General features: G+C 72.5%; 23 protein-coding genes and 5 tRNA genes. 17 read left to right on the forward strand and 11 right to left on the reverse strand.

The window, feature by feature from the left end:
• Positions 1 to 11 precede the first annotated feature (11 nt).
• Entirely contained in the window at positions 12 to 563 is a 552-nt protein-coding gene (locus OG393_RS27400) for a TetR/AcrR family transcriptional regulator (RefSeq protein ID WP_327377361.1), read from the forward strand.
• Complete coding sequence (locus OG393_RS27405) at positions 560 to 2,104, forward strand: MFS transporter (RefSeq protein WP_327377362.1); 1,545 nt, start codon at positions 560 to 562, stop codon at positions 2,102 to 2,104. Before OG393_RS27400 ends, OG393_RS27405 begins: the two co-directional genes overlap by 4 nt.
• A 95-nt stretch (positions 2,105 to 2,199) precedes the next feature.
• On the opposite strand, the gene OG393_RS27410 is transcribed toward OG393_RS27405, so the two are convergent.
• Positions 2,200 to 2,871 (reverse strand): lysophospholipid acyltransferase family protein, encoded by a 672-nt coding sequence (locus OG393_RS27410; protein ID WP_327378568.1) that lies wholly within the window; start codon positions 2,869 to 2,871, stop codon positions 2,200 to 2,202.
• Positions 2,872 to 3,106: 235 nt separating this feature from the next.
• Between OG393_RS27410 and OG393_RS27415 the strand changes: the two genes are divergently transcribed.
• The 3 genes from OG393_RS27415 (at position 3,107) to OG393_RS27425 (ending at position 5,537) form a co-directional block, all read left to right on the forward strand.
• Complete coding sequence (locus OG393_RS27415; protein WP_327377363.1) at positions 3,107 to 4,279, forward strand: glycerophosphodiester phosphodiesterase; 1,173 nt, start codon at positions 3,107 to 3,109, stop codon at positions 4,277 to 4,279.
• A 213-nt stretch (positions 4,280 to 4,492) separates the two neighbouring features.
• Positions 4,493 to 5,017, forward strand: coding sequence for a sigma-70 family RNA polymerase sigma factor (locus tag OG393_RS27420; protein WP_327377364.1), 525 nt, complete (start codon positions 4,493 to 4,495; stop codon positions 5,015 to 5,017).
• A gap of 37 nt (positions 5,018 to 5,054) precedes the next feature.
• A complete protein-coding gene (locus OG393_RS27425; protein ID WP_327378569.1) occupies positions 5,055 to 5,537 on the forward strand; it encodes a GNAT family N-acetyltransferase in 483 nt (160 codons plus the stop codon).
• A gap of 154 nt (positions 5,538 to 5,691) precedes the next feature.
• Here the strand turns inward: OG393_RS27425 and OG393_RS27430 are convergent, their stop codons facing one another.
• Together OG393_RS27430 and OG393_RS27435 are read right to left on the reverse strand one after the other, a co-directional pair.
• On the reverse strand, positions 5,692 to 6,120 hold the full coding sequence (locus OG393_RS27430; RefSeq protein WP_442817369.1) for a hypothetical protein: 429 nt from the start codon (positions 6,118 to 6,120) through the stop codon (positions 5,692 to 5,694).
• 1 nt (position 6,121) lies between these two features.
• Positions 6,122 to 6,484, reverse strand: coding sequence for a hypothetical protein (locus OG393_RS27435; RefSeq protein ID WP_327377365.1), 363 nt, complete (start codon positions 6,482 to 6,484; stop codon positions 6,122 to 6,124).
• 662 nt (positions 6,485 to 7,146) lie between these two features.
• Between OG393_RS27435 and OG393_RS27440 the strand changes: the two genes are divergently transcribed.
• The 8 genes from OG393_RS27440 to OG393_RS27475 all read left to right on the forward strand — a co-directional run bounded on the left by OG393_RS27440 (position 7,147) and on the right by OG393_RS27475 (position 18,353).
• Positions 7,147 to 8,205 (forward strand): methionine ABC transporter ATP-binding protein, encoded by a 1,059-nt coding sequence (locus OG393_RS27440; protein ID WP_327377366.1) that lies wholly within the window; start codon positions 7,147 to 7,149, stop codon positions 8,203 to 8,205.
• Positions 8,202 to 8,870, forward strand: coding sequence for a methionine ABC transporter permease (locus OG393_RS27445; protein WP_327377367.1), 669 nt, complete (start codon positions 8,202 to 8,204; stop codon positions 8,868 to 8,870). Before OG393_RS27440 ends, OG393_RS27445 begins: the two co-directional genes overlap by 4 nt.
• Before the next feature lie 101 nt (positions 8,871 to 8,971).
• Positions 8,972 to 9,838 carry a MetQ/NlpA family ABC transporter substrate-binding protein gene (locus OG393_RS27450; RefSeq protein WP_327377368.1) on the forward strand — a complete coding sequence of 289 codons (867 nt, stop codon included), beginning with the start codon at positions 8,972 to 8,974 and terminating at the stop codon, positions 9,836 to 9,838.
• Positions 9,839 to 9,991: 153 nt separating this feature from the next.
• Positions 9,992 to 10,639, forward strand: coding sequence for a GNAT family N-acetyltransferase (locus OG393_RS27455; RefSeq protein WP_327377369.1), 648 nt, complete (start codon positions 9,992 to 9,994; stop codon positions 10,637 to 10,639).
• 161 nt (positions 10,640 to 10,800) lie between these two features.
• Complete coding sequence (cbiE, locus tag OG393_RS27460; protein WP_327377370.1) at positions 10,801 to 12,003, forward strand: precorrin-6y C5,15-methyltransferase (decarboxylating) subunit CbiE; 1,203 nt, start codon at positions 10,801 to 10,803, stop codon at positions 12,001 to 12,003.
• 306 nt (positions 12,004 to 12,309) lie between these two features.
• Positions 12,310 to 15,753 carry a nicotinate-nucleotide--dimethylbenzimidazole phosphoribosyltransferase gene (gene cobT / locus OG393_RS27465; RefSeq protein ID WP_327377371.1) on the forward strand — a complete coding sequence of 1,148 codons (3,444 nt, stop codon included), beginning with the start codon at positions 12,310 to 12,312 and terminating at the stop codon, positions 15,751 to 15,753.
• A gap of 403 nt (positions 15,754 to 16,156) precedes the next feature.
• The gene (gene cobA / locus OG393_RS27470) at positions 16,157 to 17,389 is read left to right on the forward strand and encodes a uroporphyrinogen-III C-methyltransferase (protein ID WP_327377372.1); all 1,233 of its coding nucleotides are present in this window, start codon (positions 16,157 to 16,159) and stop codon (positions 17,387 to 17,389) included.
• 67 nt (positions 17,390 to 17,456) lie between these two features.
• On the forward strand, positions 17,457 to 18,353 hold the full coding sequence (locus tag OG393_RS27475; RefSeq protein WP_327377373.1) for a TrmH family RNA methyltransferase: 897 nt from the start codon (positions 17,457 to 17,459) through the stop codon (positions 18,351 to 18,353).
• Between the two features lie 184 nt (positions 18,354 to 18,537).
• On the opposite strand, the gene OG393_RS27480 is transcribed toward OG393_RS27475, so the two are convergent.
• The 3 genes from OG393_RS27480 to OG393_RS27495 all read right to left on the reverse strand — a co-directional run bounded on the left by OG393_RS27480 (position 18,538) and on the right by OG393_RS27495 (position 21,308).
• The gene (locus OG393_RS27480) at positions 18,538 to 19,023 is read right to left on the reverse strand and encodes a hypothetical protein (RefSeq protein WP_327377374.1); all 486 of its coding nucleotides are present in this window, start codon (positions 19,021 to 19,023) and stop codon (positions 18,538 to 18,540) included.
• Entirely contained in the window at positions 19,020 to 19,346 is a 327-nt protein-coding gene (locus OG393_RS27485; protein ID WP_327377375.1) for a hypothetical protein, read from the reverse strand. The genes OG393_RS27480 and OG393_RS27485 overlap by 4 nt, the downstream gene beginning before the upstream one ends.
• Positions 19,347 to 20,147: 801 nt before the next feature.
• Complete coding sequence (locus OG393_RS27495; RefSeq protein WP_327378571.1) at positions 20,148 to 21,308, reverse strand: serine/threonine-protein kinase; 1,161 nt, start codon at positions 21,306 to 21,308, stop codon at positions 20,148 to 20,150.
• Between the two features lie 195 nt (positions 21,309 to 21,503).
• On the opposite strand from OG393_RS27495, the gene OG393_RS27500 reads away from it, so the two are divergent.
• The 4 genes from OG393_RS27500 (at position 21,504) to OG393_RS27515 (ending at position 23,627) form a co-directional block, all read left to right on the forward strand.
• Positions 21,504 to 21,737 (forward strand): hypothetical protein, encoded by a 234-nt coding sequence (locus tag OG393_RS27500; protein ID WP_137990476.1) that lies wholly within the window; start codon positions 21,504 to 21,506, stop codon positions 21,735 to 21,737.
• A gap of 190 nt (positions 21,738 to 21,927) precedes the next feature.
• Positions 21,928 to 22,095 carry a hypothetical protein gene (locus OG393_RS27505; protein WP_327377377.1) on the forward strand — a complete coding sequence of 56 codons (168 nt, stop codon included), beginning with the start codon at positions 21,928 to 21,930 and terminating at the stop codon, positions 22,093 to 22,095.
• Between the two features lie 183 nt (positions 22,096 to 22,278).
• Positions 22,279 to 23,298, forward strand: a complete 1,020-nt coding sequence (locus tag OG393_RS27510) for a phosphotransferase enzyme family protein (RefSeq protein ID WP_442817437.1) — start codon at positions 22,279 to 22,281, stop codon at positions 23,296 to 23,298.
• Between the two features lie 41 nt (positions 23,299 to 23,339).
• Positions 23,340 to 23,627, forward strand: a complete 288-nt coding sequence (locus OG393_RS27515) for a TFIIB-type zinc ribbon-containing protein (protein ID WP_327377379.1) — start codon at positions 23,340 to 23,342, stop codon at positions 23,625 to 23,627.
• A 56-nt stretch (positions 23,628 to 23,683) separates the two neighbouring features.
• Here the strand turns inward: OG393_RS27515 and OG393_RS27520 are convergent.
• From OG393_RS27520 to OG393_RS27540, 5 genes are all read right to left on the reverse strand, one after another.
• A tRNA-Val gene (locus OG393_RS27520) sits at positions 23,684 to 23,758 on the reverse strand.
• A 39-nt stretch (positions 23,759 to 23,797) separates the two neighbouring features.
• Positions 23,798 to 23,869: transfer RNA gene (locus tag OG393_RS27525), tRNA-Val, on the reverse strand.
• A 19-nt stretch (positions 23,870 to 23,888) separates the two neighbouring features.
• Positions 23,889 to 23,960, reverse strand: a tRNA-Val gene (locus OG393_RS27530).
• A 1-nt stretch (position 23,961) separates the two neighbouring features.
• Positions 23,962 to 24,035 (reverse strand) — tRNA-Cys (locus tag OG393_RS27535).
• A 39-nt stretch (positions 24,036 to 24,074) separates the two neighbouring features.
• A tRNA-Gly gene (locus OG393_RS27540) sits at positions 24,075 to 24,147 on the reverse strand.
• Positions 24,148 to 24,286 lie beyond the last annotated feature (139 nt).

Consider the following 24,286-nt stretch of genomic DNA (forward strand, 5'->3'; position numbering starts at 1 on the left):
ATTCTCGTCTCATGTCACTCGACCGTCATCAGGTGCTCCGCTCCGCCGCCGCCCTGCTCGCCCGGAAGTCGACCGCCACCATGGACGAGGTCGCGCGGGCCGCCGGGATCGGCCGCGCCACCCTCCACCGGCACTTCGCCGGGCGGGACGCGCTGGTCAGGGCCCTGGAAGCGATGGGCATCGAGGAGTTCGAGGCCGCCTTCGATGCCGCGCGCCTCGACGAGGGGCCCGCGGACGACGCGTTGCGCCGGCTCGTGGCCGCATCCGAGCCGAACGCCCAGCTGCTGGCCTTCCTCGTCACCGAGAACCAGCTCTTCGAGGGGGACCAGGTCGACGAAGGGTGGGCGCGGCTCGACGCCCGGGTCAGCGCCCTGTTCAGACGCGGCCAGGAGGAAGGTGCCTTCCGGATCGATCTGAGCCCCGCCTGGCTCACCGAGGCCCTCTACGGCCTCATCGGCGCCTGCGCCTGGTCGATCATGGACGGACGGGTGGCCGCCAAGGACTTTCAGCACATGATCACCGAGCTGTTGCTCGGTGGCGCACGACGGAGCGTGGAACGATGAGCGGGACCCGACAGGCTGTTGCGACCACGGGGACGGAGGCGAAGAGCCCCGGCCGCTGGCTCGCGCTCTCGGTACTCGTCCTGGCCGTCCTGCTGGTCGCGGTCGACGCCACCGTACTCGGTCTCGCGACCCCCGCGCTCAGTGAGGATCTCAAGCCGTCCGGCACCCAGTTGCTCTGGATCGGCGACATCTACTCGTTCGTCATCGCCGGTCTGCTGGTCTCCATGGGCTCCCTGGGTGACCGCATCGGACGCAAGAAGCTGCTGCTGACGGGTGCGACGGCCTTCGGCGCCGTCTCCGTGCTCAACGCCTACGCCACCAGTCCCGAGATGATGATCGTGGCCCGCGCCCTCCTCGGCGTGGCCGGTGCGACGCTGATGCCGTCGACGCTGGCGCTGATCCGGAACATCTTCCACGACCCCAAGGAGCGCAGCCTGGCCATCGGCATCTGGGGTGCGACCGCCTCGGCCGGCGCGGCCATCGGCCCCGTCGTCGGCGGCGCGCTGCTCCAGCACTTCTACTGGGGCTCGGTCTTCCTCATCAACCTGCCGGTCATGGCCGTGCTGGTCCTCGTCGGCGTCAAGCTGCTGCCAGAGTCCAGGAACCCGGTCGCGGGCCCCTGGGACCTGATCAGCGTCGGTCTCTCGCTCTTCGGCGTCATCGGCGTCGTGTACGCGGTGAAGGAGGTCGCCTCGCACGGGGCGAGCTGGGAGGCCGGGATCGCCGCACTCGCCGGCGCCGCCTGTCTCCACGCGTTCGTCCGCCGTCAGTACACGCTGAGCTCACCGCTGCTCGACATGCGGCTGTTCCGACACCGGGGCTTCTCGGGCGCGGTCCTGGCCGACTTGCTGACCGTCTTCGGCCTCTCCGGACTCGTCTTCTTCCTGTCCCAGTTCCTCCAGCTGGTCCAGGGGCGCGAGCCGCTGGAAGCCGGTCTGGCCGAGCTGCCCGCCGCGATCGGCGCCGTGGCCACCGGTCTGCTCGCGGGCCGGTACGCCCGGCGGTACTCGGTCCGTGGCATCGTCGCGGGCGGCCTCGCCGCCATCGGGCTGGCCCTGGCCGTCATCACCCTGGTCCACCGGGAGACCGGCTATCCGCTGCTCGGCGCGGCCCTGCTCGTGGTCGGCCTCGGCGCGGGCTTCTCGTTCACCGTGACCGCCGACGTGATTCTCTCCAGTGTGCCCAAGGAACAGGCCGGTTCGGCCTCCGCGGTCTCCGAGACCGCGTACGAACTGGGCGCGGCCCTCGGCATCGCGCTCCTCGGGTCCGTCGTGACCGGTGTCTACCGGGACTTCACGCCGCCCGCGGGCACTCCGGCGGACACGGCCGCGGCGGCCCACGAGTCGCTCGGCGGCGCGGTCGAGGCATCCGCCGGGCTCGCCCCGGGCACGGCGGAGGCGTTGGTCTCGGCCGCCCAGGACGCCTTCGTCGACGGACTGCGTATCGCTTCGGGCGTGGGCGCGGCGGTCCTGCTGGCCACCGCGGTCGCGGCCTGGTTCCTACTCAAGGGCCAGAAGCTCGAGGAGGGCATCGGGCACTGAGCCCGCGCCGGGCACCGTCCGGCTCCCGGCCGCCTCGGGGGCGGAGACGCCTCGGGGGCGGCGCCCCGAGCGGTCCGCGCTTCAGAGCGACCCGGTCACGCGGCCTTCGCCTTGGTGGCGTACATGTCGACGTACTCCTGCCCGGACAGCCGCATCACCTCGGCCATCACCGAGTCCGTCACGGCCCGCAGGACATAGCGGTCCCGGTCCATTCCCTCGTACCGGGAGAACTCCATCGGCTCGCCGAACCGGACCGTCACCCGTCCCGGCCGCGGCAGCCCGGCCCCGCCCGGCTGGATCTTGTCGGTACCGATCATCGCGAACGGCACCACCGGCGCGCCGGTCATCAGCGTCAGCCGCGCGATGCCGGTGCGGCCCCGGTACAGCCGGCCGTCGGGGGAGCGCGTGCCCTCCGGGTAGATGGAGAAGATCTTGCCCTCCTCCAGGATCCGGCGGCCCGTCATGAGCGCGGCGACGCCGCCCCGGCCACCGTCACGGTCCACCGGGATCATGCCGACGCTGGTGAAGAACCAGGCCATCAGCCGTCCCTTGAAGCCCTTGCCCGTCACGTACTCGTCCTTGCCGATGAAGAAGACCGGGCGGTCCGTGCAGATCGGCATGATCATCGAGTCGATGAAGGTGAGGTGGTTGCCCGCCAGGATGACCGGGCCCGTTCCCGGGATGTTCTCCGCGCCCTCGACGCGTGGGCGGAACATCAGGCGCAGGATCGGTCCGAGCACTGCCTTGATGAGCGCGAGACGGGACAACGGTTCCTCCGGTGTCGAGGCGGTCGAGGTCTGAGCGGGGTCGAGCGGGTGACGGTGCAGGTGAGGACGATACTCGTGGGTCACCACCGTGCGCACGTCGGGTTCACCGAGTCGATACGCAGTGTTGACGTGTGTTTCCGCCATGTTCGACCAGGAGCCGCCGCAGGCAAGGGGCGTACGCCTACGGTCGGAGCACCCGTCGGCAGGTGCGGGACATCACATCGAAGGAGCTCTCATGACGCAGGATGCGCGCCGGACCCCGGCACGGCGGACGGTGCTCGGAGCGGCCGGTGTGGCCGGCGCGGCGGTCCTCGGTGCCACGGCGGCCCTGCCGGCGGGCAGCGCGCAGGCGGCGGGCGCCGCCGCGGCCGACCGCCGCGGGCACGGGTACCGATCGCTCCCCGTCCCCACCGTCATCGGCCACCGCGGCGCCCCCGGCTACCGGCCCGAACACACCCTCGGTTCCTACCAGCTCGCCCTGGACCTCGGCGCCGACGTGATCGAACAGGACCTCGTCCCCACCCGAGACGGTCACCTCGTCTGCCGCCACGAGAACGACATCACCGGCACGACCGACGTCGCCGACCACCCCGAGTTCGCCTCCCGCAGGACCACCAAATCGGTCGACGGCGTCTCCCTGACGGGCTGGTTCACCGAGGACTTCACCCTCGCGGAGCTCAAGACCCTGCGGGCCTTGGAGCGGATTCCCGGCACCCGCCAGGAGAACACCCTCTACGACGGCCGCTGGCGTATCCCGAGCTTCGAGGAGGTCCTGGCGTGGGCCGAGCGGGAAGGCCGGCGTCGGGGCCGCCCGGTGTGGCTGCACGTCGAGACGAAGCACCCCACCTACTTCCGTGGCCTGGGCCTCGGCACGGAGGAGCGGCTGGCCAGGCTGCTGCGCCGCCACGGACGCCACCGTGCCGACTCGGCGGTCTTCCTCCAGTCCTTCGAGCCGAGCAGCATCCAGCGCCTCGCGCGGCTGGTCGGCTGTCCGCGCGTGGTCCTGCTGTCGGGACCGGCCGCCCGCCCCTGGGACTTCGTCGTGGCCGGTGACCCGCGTACCGTCGCCGATCTCGTCACCCCGGAGGGCCTGCGGCACATCGCCTCGTACGCGCAGGGCATCGGCCCCACGCTGGACCTGGTCATTCCCAGGGACGCCGCCGGACGGCTGGGCACCCCCACCACGCTGGTGAGCGACGCCCACGCGGCGGGCCTGATCCTCCACCCCTACACCCACCGCAACGAGAACGCCTTCCTGCCCGCGGAGTACCGCCGCGGGACCGACCCGACGGCCTACGGCGACGCCTTCGGCGCCCTGCGGACGTACCTGGCGACCGGCATCGACGGCATCTTCTCCGACAACCCGGACACGGCCCTCCTCGCCGCGGCGGACCTCAGGTCCCACTGACCCGGCTCCCGCCCCCGCGTCGCCCGCCGGCGGTACGGGGGCGGGGCGGCACGGACGGCGGGACGCGTGCGGGTGCGGCGGCGCGGGCGCAGGACGGGGCGCGGGCGCCTGCCTGAGGACGCCGGGTCAGGTTCGGTCTCCGGCGTGCACCCGGCCGGGTGGTTTGGGCGCCGCCTCGCAACCGTCCCGGAGCCGTCGTCCGTCGTGCCCGACATGACCCACACCGAACCCCACCTCCTGCGGACCCTGGCCCCGCTGCTCGCCGCCGAGTCCCGTGCCGAGGCACCCGCCGCCGGGGTCGAGGCGGGCGACCTCGAACAGGCCGTCTGGCTCAGACTCCTCGAACGGCTCCAGGAGGACGACGCCCCCCGCCACCCCGCCGACTGGCTGCGCAGGGCCGTCCGCGCCGAGGCCCGCCGGGCCCGCCGTGCCGTGCGGAGGGAGCGGCCCTACCGCGAGGACGACGCCGCCGAACCCCACGGCTCTCCCGAGAGCTCCGCCCTCGTGTCCGAACGGCGCCGCGTCGTGCGCGCCGCCGTCCGCCGCACACCCGGACGCTGCCCCGGTCTGCTCGCCGCGATGCTCGATCCCGCCGATCCGACGTACCGGGAAATCGCAGGAGAGTTGGGTATCTCACAGGGCAGTCTGGGGCCGATGCGTTCCCGCTGCCTGGGATGCCTGCGCAGAATGCTGGCGGCAGAGGTTCCCGCTCCCCGCCCGCGGGGAAAGGTGCGGTAGACCGATCGGCGGACAGATGAGCGGGAGGCATGCGCACATGGGCATGAGCGTGACCATCTCAGCGGCGGACGCACAGGACGCGGAGCACATCCTCAAGCTCCAGTACCTCTGCTACCAGAGCGAGGCCGAGCTCTACGGCGACTACTCGATCGAACCCCTCACCCAGTCCCTGGACTCCCTGAAGGCCGAGATCGCCCGGGGACACGCGCTCGTGGCGCGCCTCGGCGACGAGGTGGTCGCCTCCGTACGCGGCGAGGCCGACGAGACCGGCACCGTGGGGATCGCCAGGCTGATCGTCCATCCCCGGATGCGGCGGCACGGCCTCGGCGGTCGGCTGCTCGACGCGATCGAGGCGCACTTCGCCCTGGACCCGGCCCCCGCGGCCAAGCGCTTCCGGCTCTTCGCCGGCCACCTCGGAGACGGCAGCCTCCGGCTCTATCGCAGCCGGGGCTACGAACAGGTGGCCCTGCGGGAGATCGGTCCCCGGCAAACGCTCGTGACCCTGGAGAAGGCCGCGTAGGTCCCGTCCGGCAGGGCTTCCGCGCGGCCTGGTACCGGGGTCTCGCACCCGGCCGTGTCGCACTCCGCCCGGGTGACGTCGCCGGATCGCCGGGCGGGGCGGCCCACCCGGCGCGCGGGGCCGCCGCGGCCCCGGGAGTCCGGTCGCCCGGAGCTCAGGAGGGTGTGCGCGAGCGGCGCAGCCACCAGATTCCGGTGACCGGAAGCAGCACCGGAATGAAGAGGTAGCCGTATCCGTAGTCCGACCAGACGGTGGCGTCGGGGAAGGCCGACGGGTCGGCCAGCGTCCAGGTGCCCACGGTCAGCACGCCCACCAGCTCGGCGGCGCAGCAGAGCAGCGCCGCCCGGCGGGCCGTCTCCCCACCCCGCACCAGCGTGTAGGTGATGAAGGCGTAGACGACGGCCGCGACCGCCGAAAGGGCGTACGCCAGCGGCGCCCGGTCGAACTCGGTGGCGATCTGGTAGACCGAGCGGGAGACCGCGCCGACCGACATCACGCCGTACAGCCACACCAGGAGCATCCCGGGCCCCTCGACCAGCCGGGAGGCCTGCGCGTGGCCCGTGGTCTCGTCCGTCGCGGTCAACTCAGCCCACCGTCCAGATGTCGTGGAGACGCACTTCCAGCACCGCCAGGACGACGGCGCCGGCCGCGACCGTCGCCGACCCCCACCGACTGCGTTCGGTCAGCGACATGAAGCCCGCCGCCGGCACCGCGCACAGCGCGCCCAGCAGATACGCGACGAAGATCGCCGTGCCCTCCTCCGCGTTCTCTCCGCGCGCCAGCTGGACGACACCGGTCACCAGCTGCGCCAAGGCGAGCACGGTCACCACGGCCATGCCGATGAAGTGCCAGTCCTTGGTGGGCTGGTCCCGGGTGAAGGCGAAGCCGCACCAGGCGGCGAGGGCGAGCGCGGCCACCGAGACCGCGACCGTCAGGGCGTCAAGCATGGGCCGAGGGTATTACGGACAGAAGGGGCCGACGCGCGCGCCCCCACCCCGTACGGTCCCGGGCGGCGCCCACCCCGGGGCCGCGGTCTCCCCACCCCGCGGGGGCCGGAGCCGCCCTCCCCGTGCGCGCGCGTCCCGCCGGCCCGGGTGAGGTCCCCTGCGCCGTGGCCTTGACCACAGCCGTGGCCGCGGCAGCGCCCCGGGCCGTACCGCCACGCACACGCGACGGCGCAGGCCACGCACGGGCGACGGGGGCCGCGACCGAGGAGGGGCGGAATCCCGGGTGTCCGCATGCTGTCTCAGCGATGTCCGCTATTCGGACAAGCCGGAAGCGGGTGGTCAGGTGCGTGCTTTACTTGCACCCATGACCACGACGAGCAGCCGCACCCTTGCGACCGAGGCGATCACGACGCCCGGTGCTCGTTGTATGTGTCGAATGTGCGCCTTCTGAGGGCCCCTGCCCGAGTCCCGCGCCCCGAAGCGGGACCCTGACGGACGAGCCGGTCCAGCCACCTCCCGGTGCCGGACCGTGCCTGCCCCCGCGCACGCGCCGCCCCTGGTCACCCCTCCCGGAGCGGCCCTTCTGCGCCCGACTGTCCGAACGACGAATGCCCCGTGCCCGGCGGACCCCGCGCCGCGCACTCGACAGTGACGGAAACCCTGTGATCACCACTTCGGGCCTGACCAAGGTCTACGAGTCGCGAGGCCGCCAGGTCACCGCTCTGGACGACGTCGACCTCCACGTCCGCGAGGGCGAGGTGTACGGCGTGATCGGCCAGAGCGGCGCCGGCAAGTCCTCGCTCATCCGCTGCGTCAACCTCCTGGAGCGCCCCACCTCCGGCACCGTGACCGTCGACGGAGTCGACCTCACCGCACTGGCCTCACGGGGCCGTCGCGTCGGCAAGGACCTGCGCCGGGCGCGCAGCGGCATCGGCATGGTCTTCCAGCACTTCAACCTGTTGTCCTCGCGCACCGTGAAGGACAACGTCGAGCTGCCGCTGGAGATCATCGGAGTGCCACGTGCCGAGCGGGGGCGACGTGCCCTGGAACTGCTCGACCTCGTCGGCCTCGCCGACAAGGCCACGTCCTACCCCGGCCAGCTGTCCGGTGGCCAGAAGCAGCGCGTCGGCATCGCGCGCGCCCTGGCCGGCGAGCCCAAGGTGCTGCTCTCGGACGAGGCCACCAGCGCCCTCGACCCGGAGACCACCCGCTCCATCCTCCAGCTGCTGCGCGACATCAACCGACGGCTCGGGCTGACCGTCCTGCTCATCACACACGAGATGGACGTCGTGAAGACGATCTGCGACTCGGCCGCGCTGATGAGCCGGGGCCGGATCGTCGAGTCCGGCACCGTGAGCGAACTGCTCGCCACCCCCGGCTCCCGGCTGGCGGCCGAACTGTTCCCGGTGAGCGGCGCCGCCACCGGCCCCGACCGCACCGTCGTCGACGTCACCTTCCACGGCGACGCCGCCACCCAGCCGGTGATCTCCCAGCTGTCCCGTACCTACAACATCGACATCTCGATCCTCGGAGCCGCGATGGACACCGTCGGCGGACGACAGATCGGCCGCATGCGGATCGAGCTCCCCGGACGCTACGAGGACAACGTCGTTCCGGTCGGGTTCCTGCGCGAGCGGGGCCTCCAGATCGACGTCGTGGACGAGGAGGCCGTCGCCCCGTCGTCCGCCGCCCCCGTGCTGGTCAAGGAAGGTGCCAAGTGACCTGGTCCGAGATGTGGCCCCTGCTGGAACAGGGCACCGTCGACACGCTCTACATGGTCCTGTGGGCCACGGTCGTCACCATCGCCGGCGGACTGCCCCTGGGTATCCTTCTCGTCCTCACGGACAAGGGCGGGCTGGCCCGGAACGCGGTGGTGAACAAGATCGTCGGCGTGATCGTGAACATCGGCCGCTCGCTGCCCTTCATCATCCTGCTGATCGCCCTGATCCCCTTCACCACCTTCGTGGTCGGCACCTTCATCGGCCCCACCGCCATGATCGTGCCGCTCGCCATCGGCGCCATCCCCTTCTTCGCGCGGCTCGTCGAGACCTCGATCCGGGAGGTCGACCACGGACTGGTCGAGGCCGTCCAGTCCATGGGCGGCTCGGTGCCCACGATCATCCGCAAGGTGCTGCTGCCGCAGGCCCTTCCGTCCCTGGTATCGGGCGTCACCACCACCGTGATCGTCCTCATCGGCTACTCCGCGATGGCCGGCGCCGTCGGCGGCGAAGGACTCGGGTCCAAGGCGATCACCTACGGATACCAGCGCTTCGACACCCGGTTCATGCTGGTCACCGTCGTCGTCCTGATCGCGATCGTCACCGTCGTCCAGCTCGCCGGCGACCTGGCCGTCCGGCTCCTCGCCCGTCGCGGGCGCACCGCGTAATCCCGGCGCACCGCGCCACCCCACCGACTTCGTCCGACGAAGAACAGCAGCCCGGACTCGTTGTCCAGGCGTCCACCGCACCACCGAAAGAGGCACTCTTCGTGCGTAGGAACACCAAGCTCACCGCCGGTCTCGCCGCCACCGCCGCACTCGCCCTGGGCCTCACCGCCTGCGGCACCTCCTCCGACCCGGCCTCCGCCAAGGACACGGCCGGCGCCGGCGACCTCTCCAAGCCGCTCGTCGTCGCCGCGTCGCCCACGCCGCACGCCGACATCCTCGGCTTCGTCAAGGACCACCTGGCCGCGAAGGAGGGCCTGAAGCTGGAGGTGAAGGAGTTCACGGACTACGTCCTGCCGAACACCGCCACCGAGTCCGGCCAGGTGGACGCCAACTTCTTCCAGCACAAGCCGTACCTCGACGACTTCAACGCGAAGAACAAGACCCACATCGTCCCCGTGGTCGACGTCCACCTGGAGCCGCTCGGCCTGTACTCCAAGAAGGTCGAGGATCTCAAGGACCTCAAGCCCGGCCAGACCATCGCCGTCCCGAACGACACCACCAACGGCGGCCGCGCGCTCCGGCTGCTCGCCGACAACGGCCTCATCACCCTGAAGGACGGCGTCGGTTCGAACGGGAAACTCTCGGACATCACCGACAGGAAGGGCCTGGAGTTCAAGGAGCTGGAGGCCGCCACCGTGCCCCGCGCCCTCGACGACGTGGACGCCGCGGTGGTCAACGGCAACTACGCCATCGAGGCCGACCTCAACCCGGCCACCGACTCCCTGGCCCTGGAGAAGGCGGAGGGCAACCCCTACGCCAACTTCCTCGCCGTCAAGGAGGGCAACGAGAAGGACGCCCGCGTGCAGAAGCTCGCCAAGCTCCTCAACTCGCCCGAGGTGAAGCAGTACATCGAGGACACCTACAAGAACGGTGCGGTCGTCCCGGCCTTCGGCGCCGTCGCCAAGTAGCGCCCACAGTAAGGTTCCTGTAGCGAAGGCCCCCCGCATCCCGTCCGGTGCGTGGGGCCTTCGTGGCGCCCCGCGCACAGCGGACCCGGCCATGCGTGACGGCGATGCATGCTGCATGCTGTGCGTTCACGGTCGATTCGGACGGTCCTCGGCATGGAGCTGCGCATGACTACCACCTTTCCGGACATCTCCATCAGCACGGACCGGTTGGTGCTGCGCCCGTACGAAGAGGCCGACATCCCCGCGTTCGTGGAGATGATGAACGACGAACTCATCACCGCCTGGACTTCGGTGACACACCCCTACACCCGCGCCGACGCCGAGGAATGGGTACGCGGGATCGCTCCCGCGGAACGCGCCGAAGGCCGTGGCATCGTCTTCGCCGTCACCGAGTTCCTCACCCAGCGACTCGTCGGCACGGTCCGGCTGCGGGACACGCACTGGCGGACGCTCGCCACCGAGGTGGCCTATGTGACCGCGCCGTGGGCCCGCGGCGAGGGCTATGCCACGGAATCCGTGCTCGCCGTCGCCCAATGGCTCTTCCGCGACCGGAAGTTCGAGCGTATGGAGCTACGCACCGCCGCCGACAACACCGCCGCCCAGCAGGTGGCCCAGAAGATCGGCTGCATCAGCGAGGGCGTGCTGCGCAACGCCTGGATAGCGCGTACACAGACCGAGTCCGGCGAGTGGACCGACATCCGCACCGACCTGATCGTCTGGAGCCTCCTGCCGGAGGACCTCGAAGGGGTGGCCGACCAGATGGCCGAGGCCGGATACTCCTCGTACACCGACTGGAGCTGACCCCGGGGACCGGAGGACGGCCGCCGCGGCGGCACCACGCCGCCCGGATCCGTTCCGTCCCCGCCCCCGGCGAGCTCCGCCCGCCGCTCCTGGGCGGCGCCCCTCCGGGGTACGCTCACACCCCCCAACCTGCAACGACACACCTCAGGAGACACGCCACGATGGCCGACCGGGTCACGGTGATCGGCTGGGACGGTTCGCCCCTCACCGCAGCGGCCCGGTCCGCGCTGTCCGCCGCCACGCTGGTGGCGGGGGCGGGCCACCATCTGGCCCTGCCCGAGGTGCCGCCCGGCGCCGAGCGCATCCGCCTCGGCAGCGTCGACCTCGCCGCCCGCCGGATCGCCGGCCACCGCGGCAGCGCCGTCGTCCTGGCCGACGGGGATCCCGGCTTCTTCGGCGTCGTCCGCACGCTGCACGCCCCCGAGCACGGTCTCGAGGTCGAGGTCGTCCCCGCCGTCTCCTCCGTCGCCGCCGCCTTCGCGCGGGCCGGCATGCCCTGGGACGACGCCCGTATCGTCGTCGCCCACCAGCGCGACCTGCGCCGCGCCGTCAACGTCTGCCGCGCCCATCCGAAGGTCGCGGTCCTGACCTCACCCGGCGCCGGCCCGGCGGAACTCGCCCTCCTCCTCGACGGCGTGCACCGGACCTTCGTCATCTGCGAGGAACTCGGCACCGACCGTGAGCAGGTCACCGTCCTCACCTCCGACAAGGCCGCCGACCACGTCTGGCGCGACCCGAACGTCGTCATCGTCATCGGCGGCTCCTCCACCGGGGGCAAGGGTGGCGGCTGGCTGATGGGCCAGGAGACCCCGGCCGCGCGGGGCTGGGCGCGGCCCACCGCCGACGACGAGCCCGGCCGCGGCGACGGCCCCGCCCTCCGCGCAGCCCAGCTGGCCCGCCTCGGGCCCCGGATCGGCGACCTCGTCTGGGACGTCGGGTGCGGCGGCGGCGCCTTCTCGGTGGACGCCGCCCGCTTCGGCGCCGCCGTCATCGCCGTCGACGCCGACCCCGCCGCCTGCGCCCGGACCGAGGCCGCCGCCCGCCTGGCCGACGTCCGGGTCCAGGCCGTGTCCGGCCGCGCCCCGCATGTGCTGGAGCGGCTCCCCGAACCCGATGTCGTACGGATCGGGGCCGGTTCGGTCCCGGTCGTCACCGCGTGCACCGACCGCAGGCCGGAGCGGATCGTCGCGCACGCCGCCACCCGGGACGAGGCCGAGGCCGTGGGGGCGGCCCTGGCGGCCGGCGGGTACGAGGTCGAGTGCACGCTGCTGCAGACGGTCGGGCTGGACCCCGAGGTCTGGACGGAGCGCGAGCGGACCGTCGTCTTCCTGCTCGGAGGGCGCAGGATCGACCGCGCCCCGTGACCGGACGGCCCCGCAGGGGCAGGTAGGCTGGCCGATTGTTGTACCGCACCGGGTCGTTCGGTGGTTTGTTCGTCAATGTCGTGACGTAGTGGCCGCATCCGGCCGCTGAGGTGGTGCGGAGCAGCGCGGGGATGCGCGACGTGGCGCAGTCCACAGCGCACCGTGGCGGATCGGCCTGCCACGATGGCCGAAGCCCGCGACAATGCTGGGGGTGCCCGCGCGTCATTCGTGCCGCACGGCGCCCACGCTCGTTCTTGTCGACGGGCGAAGGTCTGAAGGAGCACAACCGATGGGCGAGGGGTACGCATGACGGACACCGGCCAGGTCCCGGGCGAGGGGCTGCCGGAGAACGCAGGCATGGTCGAGCAGCCGGGCATCCCCGCACCGGGCGCGTACGCCTTCCTGGACCCCTCCGAGAACGCAGCCGAGGACGACGATCTCCTTCTGATGCCGGGCGCCCAGGGCGCGTGGAGCGAGCACCAGCCGGGTGCGGCGCCCCTGGCGCCGGCCGCGGTCCCCGCGCAGGGCACGGCGCCGGGCCGGATGCCCCCGACGGTCGACCCGCTGACCGACCCGCTGGCCGGCCCCCTCGCGGACGCGCTTGCCGCCCAGGTCCCGATGGGCCGGGCCGTGCCGGGCACGCAGGCGCCGATCGGCACGCCGCCGCACGGCGTACCCGCCGCCGCGACCCAGCAGGTCCCGACCCCGACCCACGGCGTTCCGTCCGGTGAGCCGGGCGTCCCCACCCCCGCCCACGGGGTCCCGGCGGCGCCGCAGGAGCCGCTCGTCACCGACCACGGCTACGAGCCCGGCATTCTTGACACCGGTGCCCACGAGGCCGCGGGCCGTGACACCGGCTCCGTCGACCTCGGTGCCGTCCGCGGTCCCGCATCCGCCGCGTCCGCGGGCCCGTCGCCCACGCGCCGCCCGCTGCACATGGGCCCGGTCACCCCGGAGAACACCGGGGGAGTGGTGCGTTCGCTGGCCGACCGGGGTCCCGCCGCCGCGTCCGTGCCCGCCCCGGCCGCGCCTCCGGTCGCCGCCACCGCGACCGGCCCCGTGCCGGTCCGTGTACAGGGCCCGCCGACGACCGGACCCGAGTACCTCGACGTCCCGCAGGACGTCCAGGAGCAGTCCGCTCCACAGGGCGCCGTGCCGTGGGACTCCCCGCCTCCGGAGCCGTCGGCCCCGCAGCCCGCGAACCCCGTGGTAGCAGAAACGGTCGGCCGGTTCGTGCAGGTGGAGGGCACGGTGCCGACCGCCCCGCACCTCGCGCCCGCGCCGGTGGCGGAGGTCTCCCGGGAGCCTGTCGCCGAAGCCGCTCCGGTCCCGACGGCTCCGGCCGAGCCGGGCCCGGGCGCCGGGGTCCCGGCGCCGCAGGAACCCGCCGCCCAGCCGACACCCGTGGTGGCCGAGGCGCCGGTGGCCGAGGAACCCCAGGCCGCCGTGCCGGCCCCGCGCGACGGTGGTTCCACCATGGCCGACCCGGCCGGGGCCGGCGCCGAGACGGCGGCCCCGGAGGAGGCCGTGGCCGCTCCCGAGAGCGCGCCCGCGCCCGAGGCGGTGGCCGCACCCGAGGCCATGTCCGTGCCGGAGGCCGTCGCCGCCCCCGAACCCCAGCCCGCCCCCGAACCCCAGCCGGAGTCCGCGGCGCCCGTCGTCGTCCGGCCCGAGACGGCGGAGCCCCTCGCGGAGCCTGCCGCCGAGGACGCCCCGGTCGTCGCCGAGGAGCCTGCCGCCGAGGACGCCCCGCTCGTCGCCGAGGCCGCCGGCGAGGCCGTCGCGGCGCCCGCCGCAGTCGAGCGGTCCGGCCCCGCGCAGACCGCCGCCGAACCGTCCGAGGATCTCGCCGCGCCGGAGCCTCCTGCGCCGGCCGACGCGCCGGAGGTCGCCGCGGTACCCATGGAAGCGCCCGCCGAGCCCGTCGCCGCAGAGGCTGTCCCGGCCGCGCCCCATGCGTCGGACGCGACCGAGACCGCGCTCCCCGAGACCGGCACCCCGCGGCCCGAGCCGGCCGGACCTCCCGCCCCCGGGTACGACGACGCCGAGCGTGAGGCGGTTCTGCGTGTGATGCGCGAGCGCCGCGACATCCGCAACGGCTTCCGCTCCGACCCGATCCCGCACGAGGTGCTGCTCCGTGTCCTGGAGGCCGCACACACCGCCCCCAGCGTCGGCCACTCCCAGCCCTGGGACTTCGTCGTCATCCGCTCCGCCGAGACCCGCCGGAGCATGCACGAACTCGCCCAGCGTCAGCGCGAGGCGTACGCCAAGTCGCTGCCGAAGGCCCGTGCGAAGCAGTTCAAGGAACTGAAGATCGAGGCCATTCTCGACACTCCGGTCAACATCGTCGTGACCGCCGACCCCACCCGGGGAGGCCGGCACACCCTCGGCCGCTACACGCAGCCGCAGATGGCGCCGTACTCCTCCGCCCTGGCCGTCGAGAACCTCTGGCTCGCCGCCCGCGCCGAGGGCCTCGGCGTCGGCTGGGTCAGCTTCTTCGACGAGCGCGAGATGGTCCGGGCGCTGGGCCTGCCCGAACACCTGGAAGTCGTCGCCTACCTGTGCGTGGGATACGTCGACGAGTTCCCGGAGGAGCCCGAGCTGATGCAGGCGGGCTGGTCCAAGCGCCGGCCGCTGTCCTGGGTCGTCCACGAGGAGACCTACGGCCGCCGCGCCCTGCCCGGCGAGGAGCCGCACGACCTGCTCCAGGAGACCGTCTCCAACATCCGCCCGCTGGACGCCAAGGCACTCGGCGAGGCGTGGGAGCGGCAGAAGCGCATGACGAAGCCCGCGGGGGCGCTCGGCATGCTGGAGATCATCGCCGCGCAGCTCTCCGGACTCTCCCGGATGTGCCCGCCCCCGATCCCGGAGCCCGCGGCCGTCGCGATCTTCGCTGGTGACCACGGCGTGCACGCCCAGGGAGTCACCGCCTGGCCGCAGGAGGTGACCGGCCAGATGGTCGCGAACTTCCTCGGCGGGGGGGCGGTCTGCAACGCCTTCGCCAACCAGGTCGGCGCCGAGGTCTGCGTCGTCGACGTCGGCGTCGCGACCGAGCTGCCGTCCACGCCGGGGCTGCTGCCCCGCAAGGTCCGTCCGGGTACCGGCGACTTCACGACCGGCCTCGCGATGACCCGCGAGGAGGTGCTCGCCGCGATCGAGGTGGGCATCGAGACCGCGCGGGACCTTGTGGCGGCCGGCAACAAGGCGCTGCTCACGGGCGAGATGGGCATCGCGAACACGACCGCGTCGGCTGCCCTGATCGCCGTCTACACCGGGGTCGACCCGGTCGAGGTCACCGGCCGCGGCACGGGCATCAACGACGAGATGCACGCGCGGAAGGTGGACGTGGTCCGCCGTGCGCTCGATCTCCACAAGCCGGACCCGGCGGACCCGGTCGGCGTCCTGTCGGCCATCGGCGGGCTGGAGCACGCGGCCCTCGTGGGCCTGATCCTGGGCGCGGCCTCGCTGCGCACGCCGGTCGTCCTGGACGGAGTGTCCACGGGCGCGGCGGCGCTGGTGGCGCGGGCGATCGCCCCGGAGTCCCTGGCGGCCTGCGTCGCCGGTCACCGCAGCGCGGAGCCGGGGCACGTGGCGGCCCTCAACAAGCTGGGTCTGCGCCCGCTGGTCGACCTCGACCTGCGCCTGGGCGAGGGCACCGGCGCACTGCTGGCCCTGCCCATCGTGCAGAGCGCGGCCCGCGCGATGCACGAGGTGGCGACGTTCGACTCCGCGGGCGTGACCGAGAAGTAGCCCCCTCGGTGGCGTACGGCCGGCCGGGACCCCCCACGGGCGGGTCCCGGCCGGCGTTCTCCCGCACCGCCCGGGTGCCGGCCGCGCCCGGCCCCGCACTCCTGATGCCCGCCGCCCGCCGTGCGCCGCCGGGAGTCCCCTGTCCCTCGGCGCGCCGTCCGGGCCGTCGCCGCCCCGCCCCCGCGTTCTACGGCCCTCCGCCCCGCTCCGTCCCGACTCGTGCCCGGGTCCGCCCGTCGCCGACGACCCCGCCGGTTCCGCCCGGGAGGGACATGGGTCACAGCCTGCCCACCTCGGGTGACCGATATCGTGGGCAGGGGGCCACTCACCGTGCCCCACCAGCCGCTCCACCGCCGCAGCGGCCCCCCTGCCCCGCCCCGCCCTTCCGAGGAGCCGCACGCCCATGGCCGAGCACGTCGAGCACCCCGCCTACCCTGTCGGTCTGCGCCTCTCCGGCCGCCGTGTCGTCGTCTTCGGCGGTGGGCAGGTCGCCCAGCGACGACTGCCCGCGCTGATCGCCTCGGGCGCGGACATCACCCTCGTCTCCCCGTCGGCCACTCCGTCCGTCGAGGCCATGGCGGAGGCCGGCGAGATCACTTGGGTCAAGCGCCGCTATCAGGACGGCGACATGGCCGACACCTGGTACGCGCTCGTCGCGACCAGCGACCCGGTCGCCAACGCCGCCGCCTCCGCCGAGGCCGAGCGGACCAGGACCTGGTGCGTGCGCTCCGACGACGCCGAGGCCGCCACCGCCTGGACCCCGGCGACCGGCCGCAGCGAGGGAGTGACCGTCGCGGTGCTCACCGGCCACGATCCCCGCCGCTCGGCCGCCGTGCGGGACGCCATCGTGGAGGGCCTGCGCGACGGTTCCCTCGCCGCCCCGCAGCACCGCTCCCGTACGCCCTTCGTCGCCCTGGTGGGCGGTGGTCCCGGCGACCCCGACCTGATCACGGTCCGCGGACGCCGTCTGCTCGCCGAGGCGGACGTCGTCATCGCCGACCGTCTCGGACCCCGCGACCTGCTCGACGAACTCCCCCCGCACGTCGAGGTCGTCGACGCGGCGAAGATCCCCTACGGTCGTTTCATGGCCCAGGAGGCCATCAACAACGCGCTCATCGAGCACGCCAAGGCCGGGAAGTCCGTGGTCCGCCTCAAGGGCGGCGACCCCTTCGTGTTCGGCCGCGGCATGGAGGAGGCCCAGGCACTCGCCGCGGAGGGTATCGCCTGCACGGTCGTCCCCGGTATCTCCAGCTCGATCTCCGTGCCGGGCGCGGCCGGTATCCCGGTCACCCACCGGGGCGTGGCCCACGAGTTCACCGTCGTCAGCGGTCATGTCGCGCCGGACGACCCGCGGTCGCTGGTCGACTGGGCCGCGATGGCCAGGCTCACCGGCACGCTGGTGATCCTCATGGGCGTCGACAAGATCGGCAGGATCGCCGAGGCCCTCGTCGCCCACGGCAAGGACCCCGGCACCCCGCTCGCCCTGATCCAGGAGGGCACCACGGCCGCCCAGCGCCGCGTGGACGCCACGCTGGCCACGGTCGCGGAGACGGTACGGGCTCAGGACGTCCGCCCGCCCGCCGTCATCGTCATCGGTGACGTGGTGGGCGAGGGCCCCGGCAAGCTCGTGCAGTAGCTACCACGGGTAACCGACCCCCGCCCCGCACATTGGCACCGCTCCCCGGACAAGGCAGTATCACCTCGTGGCCGAACTCATCACCATCGACGATCCCGACGACCCGCGCCTGAGCGACTACACGGGCCTGACCGACGTGGAGCTCCGTCGCAGACGCGAGCCCGCGGAGGGGCTGTTCATCGCGGAGGGCGAGAAGGTCATCCGCCGGGCGCGCCAGGCAGGCTACGAGATGCGGTCCATGCTGCTCTCCGCCAAGTGGGTCGACGTCATGCGCGACGTCATCGACGAGGTACCGGCGCCCGTGTACGCCGTGCAGCCGGACCTCGCCGAGCGCGTCACCGGCTACCACGTGCACCGCGGAGCCCTCGCCTCCATGCAGCGCAAGCCGTTGCCGACCGCCGCGGAACTCCTCGGCCCGGCCCGCCGGGTCGCCGTCATGGAGTCGGCCGACGACCACACCAACATCGGCGCCATGTTGCCCTTGGGTGTGCAGGAAGGTACAGGTCAGCGCGTCGCCATCTTCGAGGACATCGTTGATCACACGAATCTGGGGGCTGCTTTCCGCAACGCGGCCGCTCTGGGCGTGGACGCCGTCTTCCTCACACCACGCTGCGCCGACCCCCTCTACCGGCGGGCCGTGAAGGTATCGATGGGCGCCGTCTTCCACGTCCCCTGGACCCGGCTGACCTCGTGGCCGGAGGACGTCGAGCTCTTCCGTCAGCACGGTTTCGTGACGGCTGCCCTGTGTCTCTCGGAGAAGTCGATCACGATTGACGAACTGGCCGCCCGCCGGCACGAGAAGCTGGCCCTGATGCTCGGCACCGAAGGCGACGGACTGTCGACCGGCGCCCTGCGCGCGGCCGATGAATGGGTCAGGATCCCGATGGCCGCGGGGGTGGACTCCCTCAACGTCGCCGCGGCCTCCGCCGTGACTTTCTATGCGACCCGCCCGCGAGGCGCCTGAACCGGCGCGGTGACGGCCTCGACGCTCGCCGTCGCGGCGCTGTTCGTGCGGGTGCTGGACCGTTTCCGGAAGCGGGACCGGTCACGCCTCCGCCATGTCCGCGATGGTCTCCGAGTGGCCGAGGCCACGTCGTGGCCGGCGTCCGATCGCCTGAAGGCGCCGAGGGAGCACTGGTGCCTTCCGGTCAGACCTGCCGGACGTGGACGTCGGTGGGATTGAGTACGGCGAGATACGCCTCGATGTCCTCCGGGTCGCTGGTGAAGATCACCGCACTGCCATGTCTGGCGGCGGACAGGGCCACCCAGGCGTCCACTGCATCCGGCCTCTTCTTCGATGGGAGCTTCGCCTCACCGAGAGCCGTGCCGATGCGGCGCCAGTCGGCGATGTCAGGGCCGGTGGCGCAGGCGATGCACTCGGGCCGGCCGGCGTTCGTCTCGCGCATGGGTGGTTCGGCCGTCCGCGCCTGCGGAACAGTGCAGTCCTTCAGGGTGCCGGTCAAGGCGTGAACGACCGCCGGGCGCGGCCGCCACACCTGTGCGAGTACCGGACCGAGGACGAGGGCTCGGTGGGGTGTGCGCTTGAGACCGTCGTGCAGCGCGAGAGCCTTGGCCTTGCGGTCTGCGAGGGCGATGAGCATTCCGGTGTCGTACACCGGAACTCGTGTGCTCATGCGACCTGTCCGGGTCGGGTGCTTGCGCGGTCTTCGCCGTAGACCAGATCGAGGGCGGCTTCTACGTCGCGCCGCTCTTGCTCGGTCAACTGCCCTGCCGTCACCTTCGGCACTTCCGGGAGCGCTCCCGCCTCCGCCTCCGCCGCCGCGATAAGCGCGTCGACTTCGGAGAACTGCTCCTCTATGGCTTCTGTCTCCGCCATCTGACGCGTCGCTGCATGCACGAGGTATGCCGAGACGTCCATGCCCGCCCGCTCGGCATGCCGCCTGATGTGCTCGGCCTGCTCCTGCTCAAGGCTGATGCTCAGTCGCGTCTTGGTCATGAAGCGAGTGTATGACGCGTATTACGGATCGCTCAACTCGCTCAAGCGGAAGTGGCGGGCTGCGTCGTGTCGACCCGGCGCAGATCTGTAGCCCGATGTGTTCGGCAGCGACAAGGAGTGGCGAGGGCCTGATCGTAAGCTTGACCGCCCCGAGATCAACTTCGGTGTCGGTCGCCTGTTGGCCGGGCCTCGGCGTCTGGAAGCAGACCTTCCAATTCCGATCGAGTACCCGGTTCCGGCCACGGCCGAGCGAGTCATGAGATGTTACGAGGAAGCCGGCAGCTCGCGCGGCGTCCTGGGCGCTCTGCGACCCCTTGCCGACAAGATCGGGAAGCTCCGCCATCTTCGCCGCTTCGGTGGTGGCTGGGGTAGTTGGCGCCGCTTCGGTGGGAGCAGGCGTGACGGGCACCGTGGTTTCAGTCGGCGGTGCGGCGCCCCTGGGGTCTTCGTCCCCGCACGGTGAGCGACAGAAGGGCAACGACGCTGAGGAGTGCTTTGGCGTGGTTTCGCATGTCGTGATGGTGCCGACCTACCCGACTACCGCATGCAGACAGGGCCGCATATTCGGCAGTTGTTGCAGAGTGCCACGGATGGTGGGCCGAAGTGAAGCTCCCAATGAGGTTCCCTGAGTTGACAACGAGACCCGTACATTGGAGGCGTCCCGATGACGATCGTCTACGACCGCACGAAGACCGAGCCGCCGCGGCCGTCGCCTTCTACGCGGTCGCCTCGGGCCGCCCCCAGGACCAGACCGGCTCCTGACGCCGTCCCGTCGTTCCCGGCGGGCGCGCGACGGGCGCTCTACCCCTGAAGCGCCTGCGCCGCCGCGATGCCCAGGGCCACGACCAGCGTCACCACGACGAAGACGAACAGCCGCTGGCGCAGCAGGCGCGGATGAGCGGGCCGCCGGCCGGTGGAGGTGGTGCGCCCGCCCGCCCGGGAGGGAACGGGCCGGCCGTTGGGCCGCGAGGGCGCGGGGCGTGATCCGCCGCCGGTGCGGGGAGCGGACGGGCGGGAGGCGGGCCCCTGCCCCTGCGCGCGGCCCTGGGTGGGGTGCTCGGTGTACCGCTCGGTCGGACGGTTCTCCGCGGCCTGTTCCGCGCGCTCCCGCTGCGCCGGAGGCCGGGACGCCGGCAGGCCCTGCGCCTCGCGCGCCGCGATCTCCTTCAGCCGCATGGACAGCTGGAGCGTGCTGGGGCGCTCCTCCGGGTCCTTCGCCAGACAGGCCCGTACGAGCGGGGCCAGCGCGTCCGGCACACCGTGCAGCAGCGGCTCCTCGTGGACCACCCGGTAGAGCATCACCTCGGAACTTCCGTGCCCGAACGGAGAGTCCGCCATCGCCGCGTAGGCAAGGGTGGCGCCGAGCGAGAAGACGTCCGTGGCAGGGGTGACAGCCGCGCCGCGCACCTGCTCGGGGGCGAGGAATCCGGGGGAGCCGACGGCGGTGCCCACGTGAGTGAGGGTGCTGGCACCGGTGGCCCAGGCGATGCCGAAGTCGATGATCCGCGGCCCTTTGGGGGAGAGCAGGATGTTCGACGGCTTGAGGTCTCGGTGGACGACCCCGGCCTCGTGGACGGCGACCAGGCCCTCCGAGAGCGCCGCGCCGATCGCGGCGACGTCGGCCGCCCGCAGGGGTCCCTCCTCGGCGACACGGTCGTGCAGGGACGGACCGGGCACGTACTGGGTCGCGAACCAGGGGCGCTCGGCCTCCAGATCGGCGGCGACCAGGCGGGCGGTGCAGCCGCCCCGGATGCGCCGGGCGGCGGACACCTCCCGGGCGAACCGGGAGCGGAACTCCTGGTCCTCGGCCAGGTCGGGGCGGATCACCTTCAGCGCCACCCGCTGCCCGCGCCGGTCGGACCCCAGGTAGACGACCCCCATACCGCCCGCGCCGAGCCGCCGGTGGAGCCGGAACGACCCGACGATCCGCGGATCCTCGCGCCGGAGCCGCATCATCGCCATGTCCGTCCCCTCGTCCGTTCGACGAGGCACAGCTTACGTATCGGCGCCCCGGCACGCTCATAGGCCGCGCCCTCGCCGCCGCATCGATTGTCAGTGCTGAGGAGGACACTTGAGGGGTGGTCAGGACGCCGCCCACGGCGGACGGCTCGGCCGCGGCATTTTCCAATGTCCGTTCACAGGAGGGGGATTGGACCGATGAAGGGTGATCGCGTGGAGATTGTCGTGGATGCGGGGGACACGACGCGGACGTACGAAGTGGTGGCAAGCCGGGCAGGCCGGAGGGTGGAGACGGCGGTCCGTCGAGGGGTGGTCGAAGTGAGCGAAGTCACGCGTACCGGGGTGGTCGTCCGCACCGCGCGGTTCATGGCCAGCCGTGTCCTCGCGCTGGTCGAGCAGCCGGTACCCCTCCGGGAAGACCCTCAGTCCTAACGGCGCGTCTCCACCCTGGGGAGTACGTCGCGCGGGCGGGGGTCATCCTCCCGGAGGCCCGGAAGTCGGTACGCGGGCATGACGTCCGGTCGGAGCCCGCTGCCTAGTGTGGACGTCAAGCGGCGGGGGCAAGCACTCGTCCCCCGAGGCCACGCGCCCGCCGCCCGTCAGACACGACAGGAGAGGACCCATGGCGCACCCGGCACCGCGGCTGAACACCCGCCCCTCGGGCCGCCGCCACCCTCTGGTGGCGACCGCCATGGTCCTCCCTCTCGCGGCCCTGCTCGTGGTCGCCTTCGGCGGCTGGGACGCGGTGGTCACTCAGGCGTCGTCCGTGGGCGTGATGCTGGGGCGCTGAACGGCGCCCTGGACCCGGGAGAGCGGCCCGGGTCGGGGACATCCGGCCGACAGCCCCGTGGGGACGGGGGTGCGACGGACGACAGCGTGTGGCCGGTCAGCGGGGAGCTGGCCGGCCATCGCGCGTTCCGCCCCGCGAAGGCCGGCCTCACCCGCGGCGCGGTCGGCGTAGGCTCCCCGGGTGCTGCCTGACGACCTCGCCCTCCTCCACGCGCTCGCCCGGGACACCGCCCACACCGGGGCCCCCGCCCGGGACGCAGGCCACGCCGGGACGTCCCCCGCCCGCCCCGGCACCGTCTGCTCCTGCGTCACCGCCGTCCTCGCCGACCGGGTGGACGGCACCGTCGTGCGGCACGGCGCGGTCGTCGTCAAGGCGCACGCGCCGGGCACGGTCCCGGCCGAGCACATCCTGCGGACGGCGGTGGCGGCCCACCCGGACACGGACGGGGTCCTGCTGCGTCCCCTTCCGTTCCCCGGACGTACCGTCGCCGGCCGCGCCCTGACCGCCTGGCCCTACGGCGGTCCCGTCGACCCAGCGGACCCCGACGCGGCGCCCTGGGAGGAGGCCGCGCGACTGCTCGCACGGCTGCACGCGACCGTGCCCCCGTACCCTCTCCCCGCGATGCGCGCCCCGGCCAAGGCGGCGCTCGCCGTCGACCGCATGCGACGGTCCGGGGCGCCCGCGCCCGCTGTCGACGCCGTGCTGCGCGCCTGGCGCACCGTGCCCGAGGCGATCACCGACACCGGTCACCTGTGCCATGGGGACTTCCACCTCGGCCAGCTCGTCCGGGACCCGGCGGTCGGCGGGCGCTGGCTGCTCATCGACGTCGACGACCTCGGCCGGGGCGACCCGGCCTGGGATCTGGCGCGCCCCGCCGCCTGGTACGCCGCCGGGCTCCTGCCTCCGGACGTCTGGAGCCGCTTCCTGGACGCCTACCGTACGGCCGGCGGTCCCGCCGTCACACCGCCGCCGTCCGTCCCGCCCGCCCGGCGTCCGGTCGCGGTGACGCCCCCGACGACCGGCGACCCGTGGGAGCGACTGGACGTCCCGGCGCGTGCCCTCACCGTGCAGACGGCCGCGCTCGCCCTGGCGAAGTCCACCGCCGAGGGCCGGCCCCTGGACGAGGTGGAGGAAGTGATCATCGACACGTGCTCCCGAATCGGCACCTTCCGAACCGAGTTGGCTCCGCCCGCGTCCACGTAAGGTGAAGCGGTCCTTTCGAACGGCAGGGAGTTGAGCCGACCATGCAGTGCCCCAAGTGCCATGCAGCGATGCACACGTACAACCGCAACGGCGTTCAGATCGAGCAGTGCAGCGGCTGCCGCGGGATCTTCCTGGACTACGGCGAGCTGGAGGCCCTGACCCGCCTGGAGTCCCAGTGGGTGCAGCAGGCCCCGCCCGCACCCGCGCCGCCCGCCTACCCGGCCCAGGGTGCTCCCGCCGCCCCCGCCTGGGGCGCCCCGCATCACGGTGGGCACCGCGGCGGCCACTACCGTAAGCACGGTTTCGGCCGGATGCTCTTCTCCTCCTGAACGGGAGTGGGGCATGCGAAAGCCCCCGGTCGCCTGAGGCGGCCGGGGGCTTCCCGTGGTGCGCGATACTGGGATTGAACCAGTGACCTCTTCCGTGTCAGGGAAGCGCTCTCCCGCTGAGCTAATCGCGCGGGACGGTCCGGAACCATACAGGACCAGGGTTTGCTGCGTGCGCGATACTGGGATTGAACCAGTGACCTCTTCCGTGTCAGGGAAGCGCTCTCCCGCTGAGCTAATCGCGCGGGGATCCTCGCGGACCAGTGGACGATACTGGGATTGAACCAGTGACCTCTTCCGTGTCAGGGAAGCGCTCTCCCGCTGAGCTAATCGTCCTTGGAGGTGGAGACGGGATTTGAACCCGTGTAGACGGCTTTGCAGGCCGTTGCCTCGCCTCTCGGCCACTCCACCAGGAGTGAATACGGGGGTTCGGGAAGATCCCCCACATCGAGCGGACGACGAGATTCGAACTCGCGACCCTCACCTTGGCAAGGTGATGCTCTACCAACTGAGCCACGTCCGCTTGTCGGTTCCGTTGCGCTTGCGCGTCCCGGCGACGTGTTGAACTCTAGCGGATTCCCGGGCCAGCACAAAAACGCGTTTCCGCAGCGTGCTGACGTGCGTGCCGATCCGAGCGCCGGCCGCCGCCAGGGAGCGTTCCC

The sequence above is a fragment of the Streptomyces sp. NBC_01216 genome (genome assembly GCF_035994945.1).
Taxonomy (GTDB): domain Bacteria; phylum Actinomycetota; class Actinomycetes; order Streptomycetales; family Streptomycetaceae; genus Streptomyces.

Coding starts and splice junctions, on each gene's coding strand:
- OG393_RS27505 (WP_327377377.1), top strand. CDS start 21,928: ATGGCGCACCCGGCACCGCGGCTGAACACCCGCCCCTCGGGCCGCCGC.
- OG393_RS27400 (WP_327377361.1), top strand. CDS start 12: ATGTCACTCGACCGTCATCAGGTGCTCCGCTCCGCCGCCGCCCTGCTC.
- OG393_RS27495 (WP_327378571.1), bottom strand. CDS start 21,308: ATGGCGATGATGCGGCTCCGGCGCGAGGATCCGCGGATCGTCGGGTCG.
- OG393_RS27435 (WP_327377365.1), bottom strand. CDS start 6,484: ATGCTTGACGCCCTGACGGTCGCGGTCTCGGTGGCCGCGCTCGCCCTC.
- cobT (WP_327377371.1), top strand. CDS start 12,310: ATGACGGACACCGGCCAGGTCCCGGGCGAGGGGCTGCCGGAGAACGCA.
- OG393_RS27480 (WP_327377374.1), bottom strand. CDS start 19,023: ATGAGCACACGAGTTCCGGTGTACGACACCGGAATGCTCATCGCCCTC.
- cobA (WP_327377372.1), top strand. CDS start 16,157: ATGGCCGAGCACGTCGAGCACCCCGCCTACCCTGTCGGTCTGCGCCTC.
- OG393_RS27515 (WP_327377379.1), top strand. CDS start 23,340: ATGCAGTGCCCCAAGTGCCATGCAGCGATGCACACGTACAACCGCAAC.
- OG393_RS27425 (WP_327378569.1), top strand. CDS start 5,055: ATGGGCATGAGCGTGACCATCTCAGCGGCGGACGCACAGGACGCGGAG.
- OG393_RS27405 (WP_327377362.1), top strand. CDS start 560: ATGAGCGGGACCCGACAGGCTGTTGCGACCACGGGGACGGAGGCGAAG.
- OG393_RS27420 (WP_327377364.1), top strand. CDS start 4,493: ATGACCCACACCGAACCCCACCTCCTGCGGACCCTGGCCCCGCTGCTC.
- OG393_RS27500 (WP_137990476.1), top strand. CDS start 21,504: ATGAAGGGTGATCGCGTGGAGATTGTCGTGGATGCGGGGGACACGACG.
- cbiE (WP_327377370.1), top strand. CDS start 10,801: ATGGCCGACCGGGTCACGGTGATCGGCTGGGACGGTTCGCCCCTCACC.
- OG393_RS27415 (WP_327377363.1), top strand. CDS start 3,107: ATGACGCAGGATGCGCGCCGGACCCCGGCACGGCGGACGGTGCTCGGA.
- OG393_RS27455 (WP_327377369.1), top strand. CDS start 9,992: ATGGAGCTGCGCATGACTACCACCTTTCCGGACATCTCCATCAGCACG.
- OG393_RS27485 (WP_327377375.1), bottom strand. CDS start 19,346: ATGACCAAGACGCGACTGAGCATCAGCCTTGAGCAGGAGCAGGCCGAG.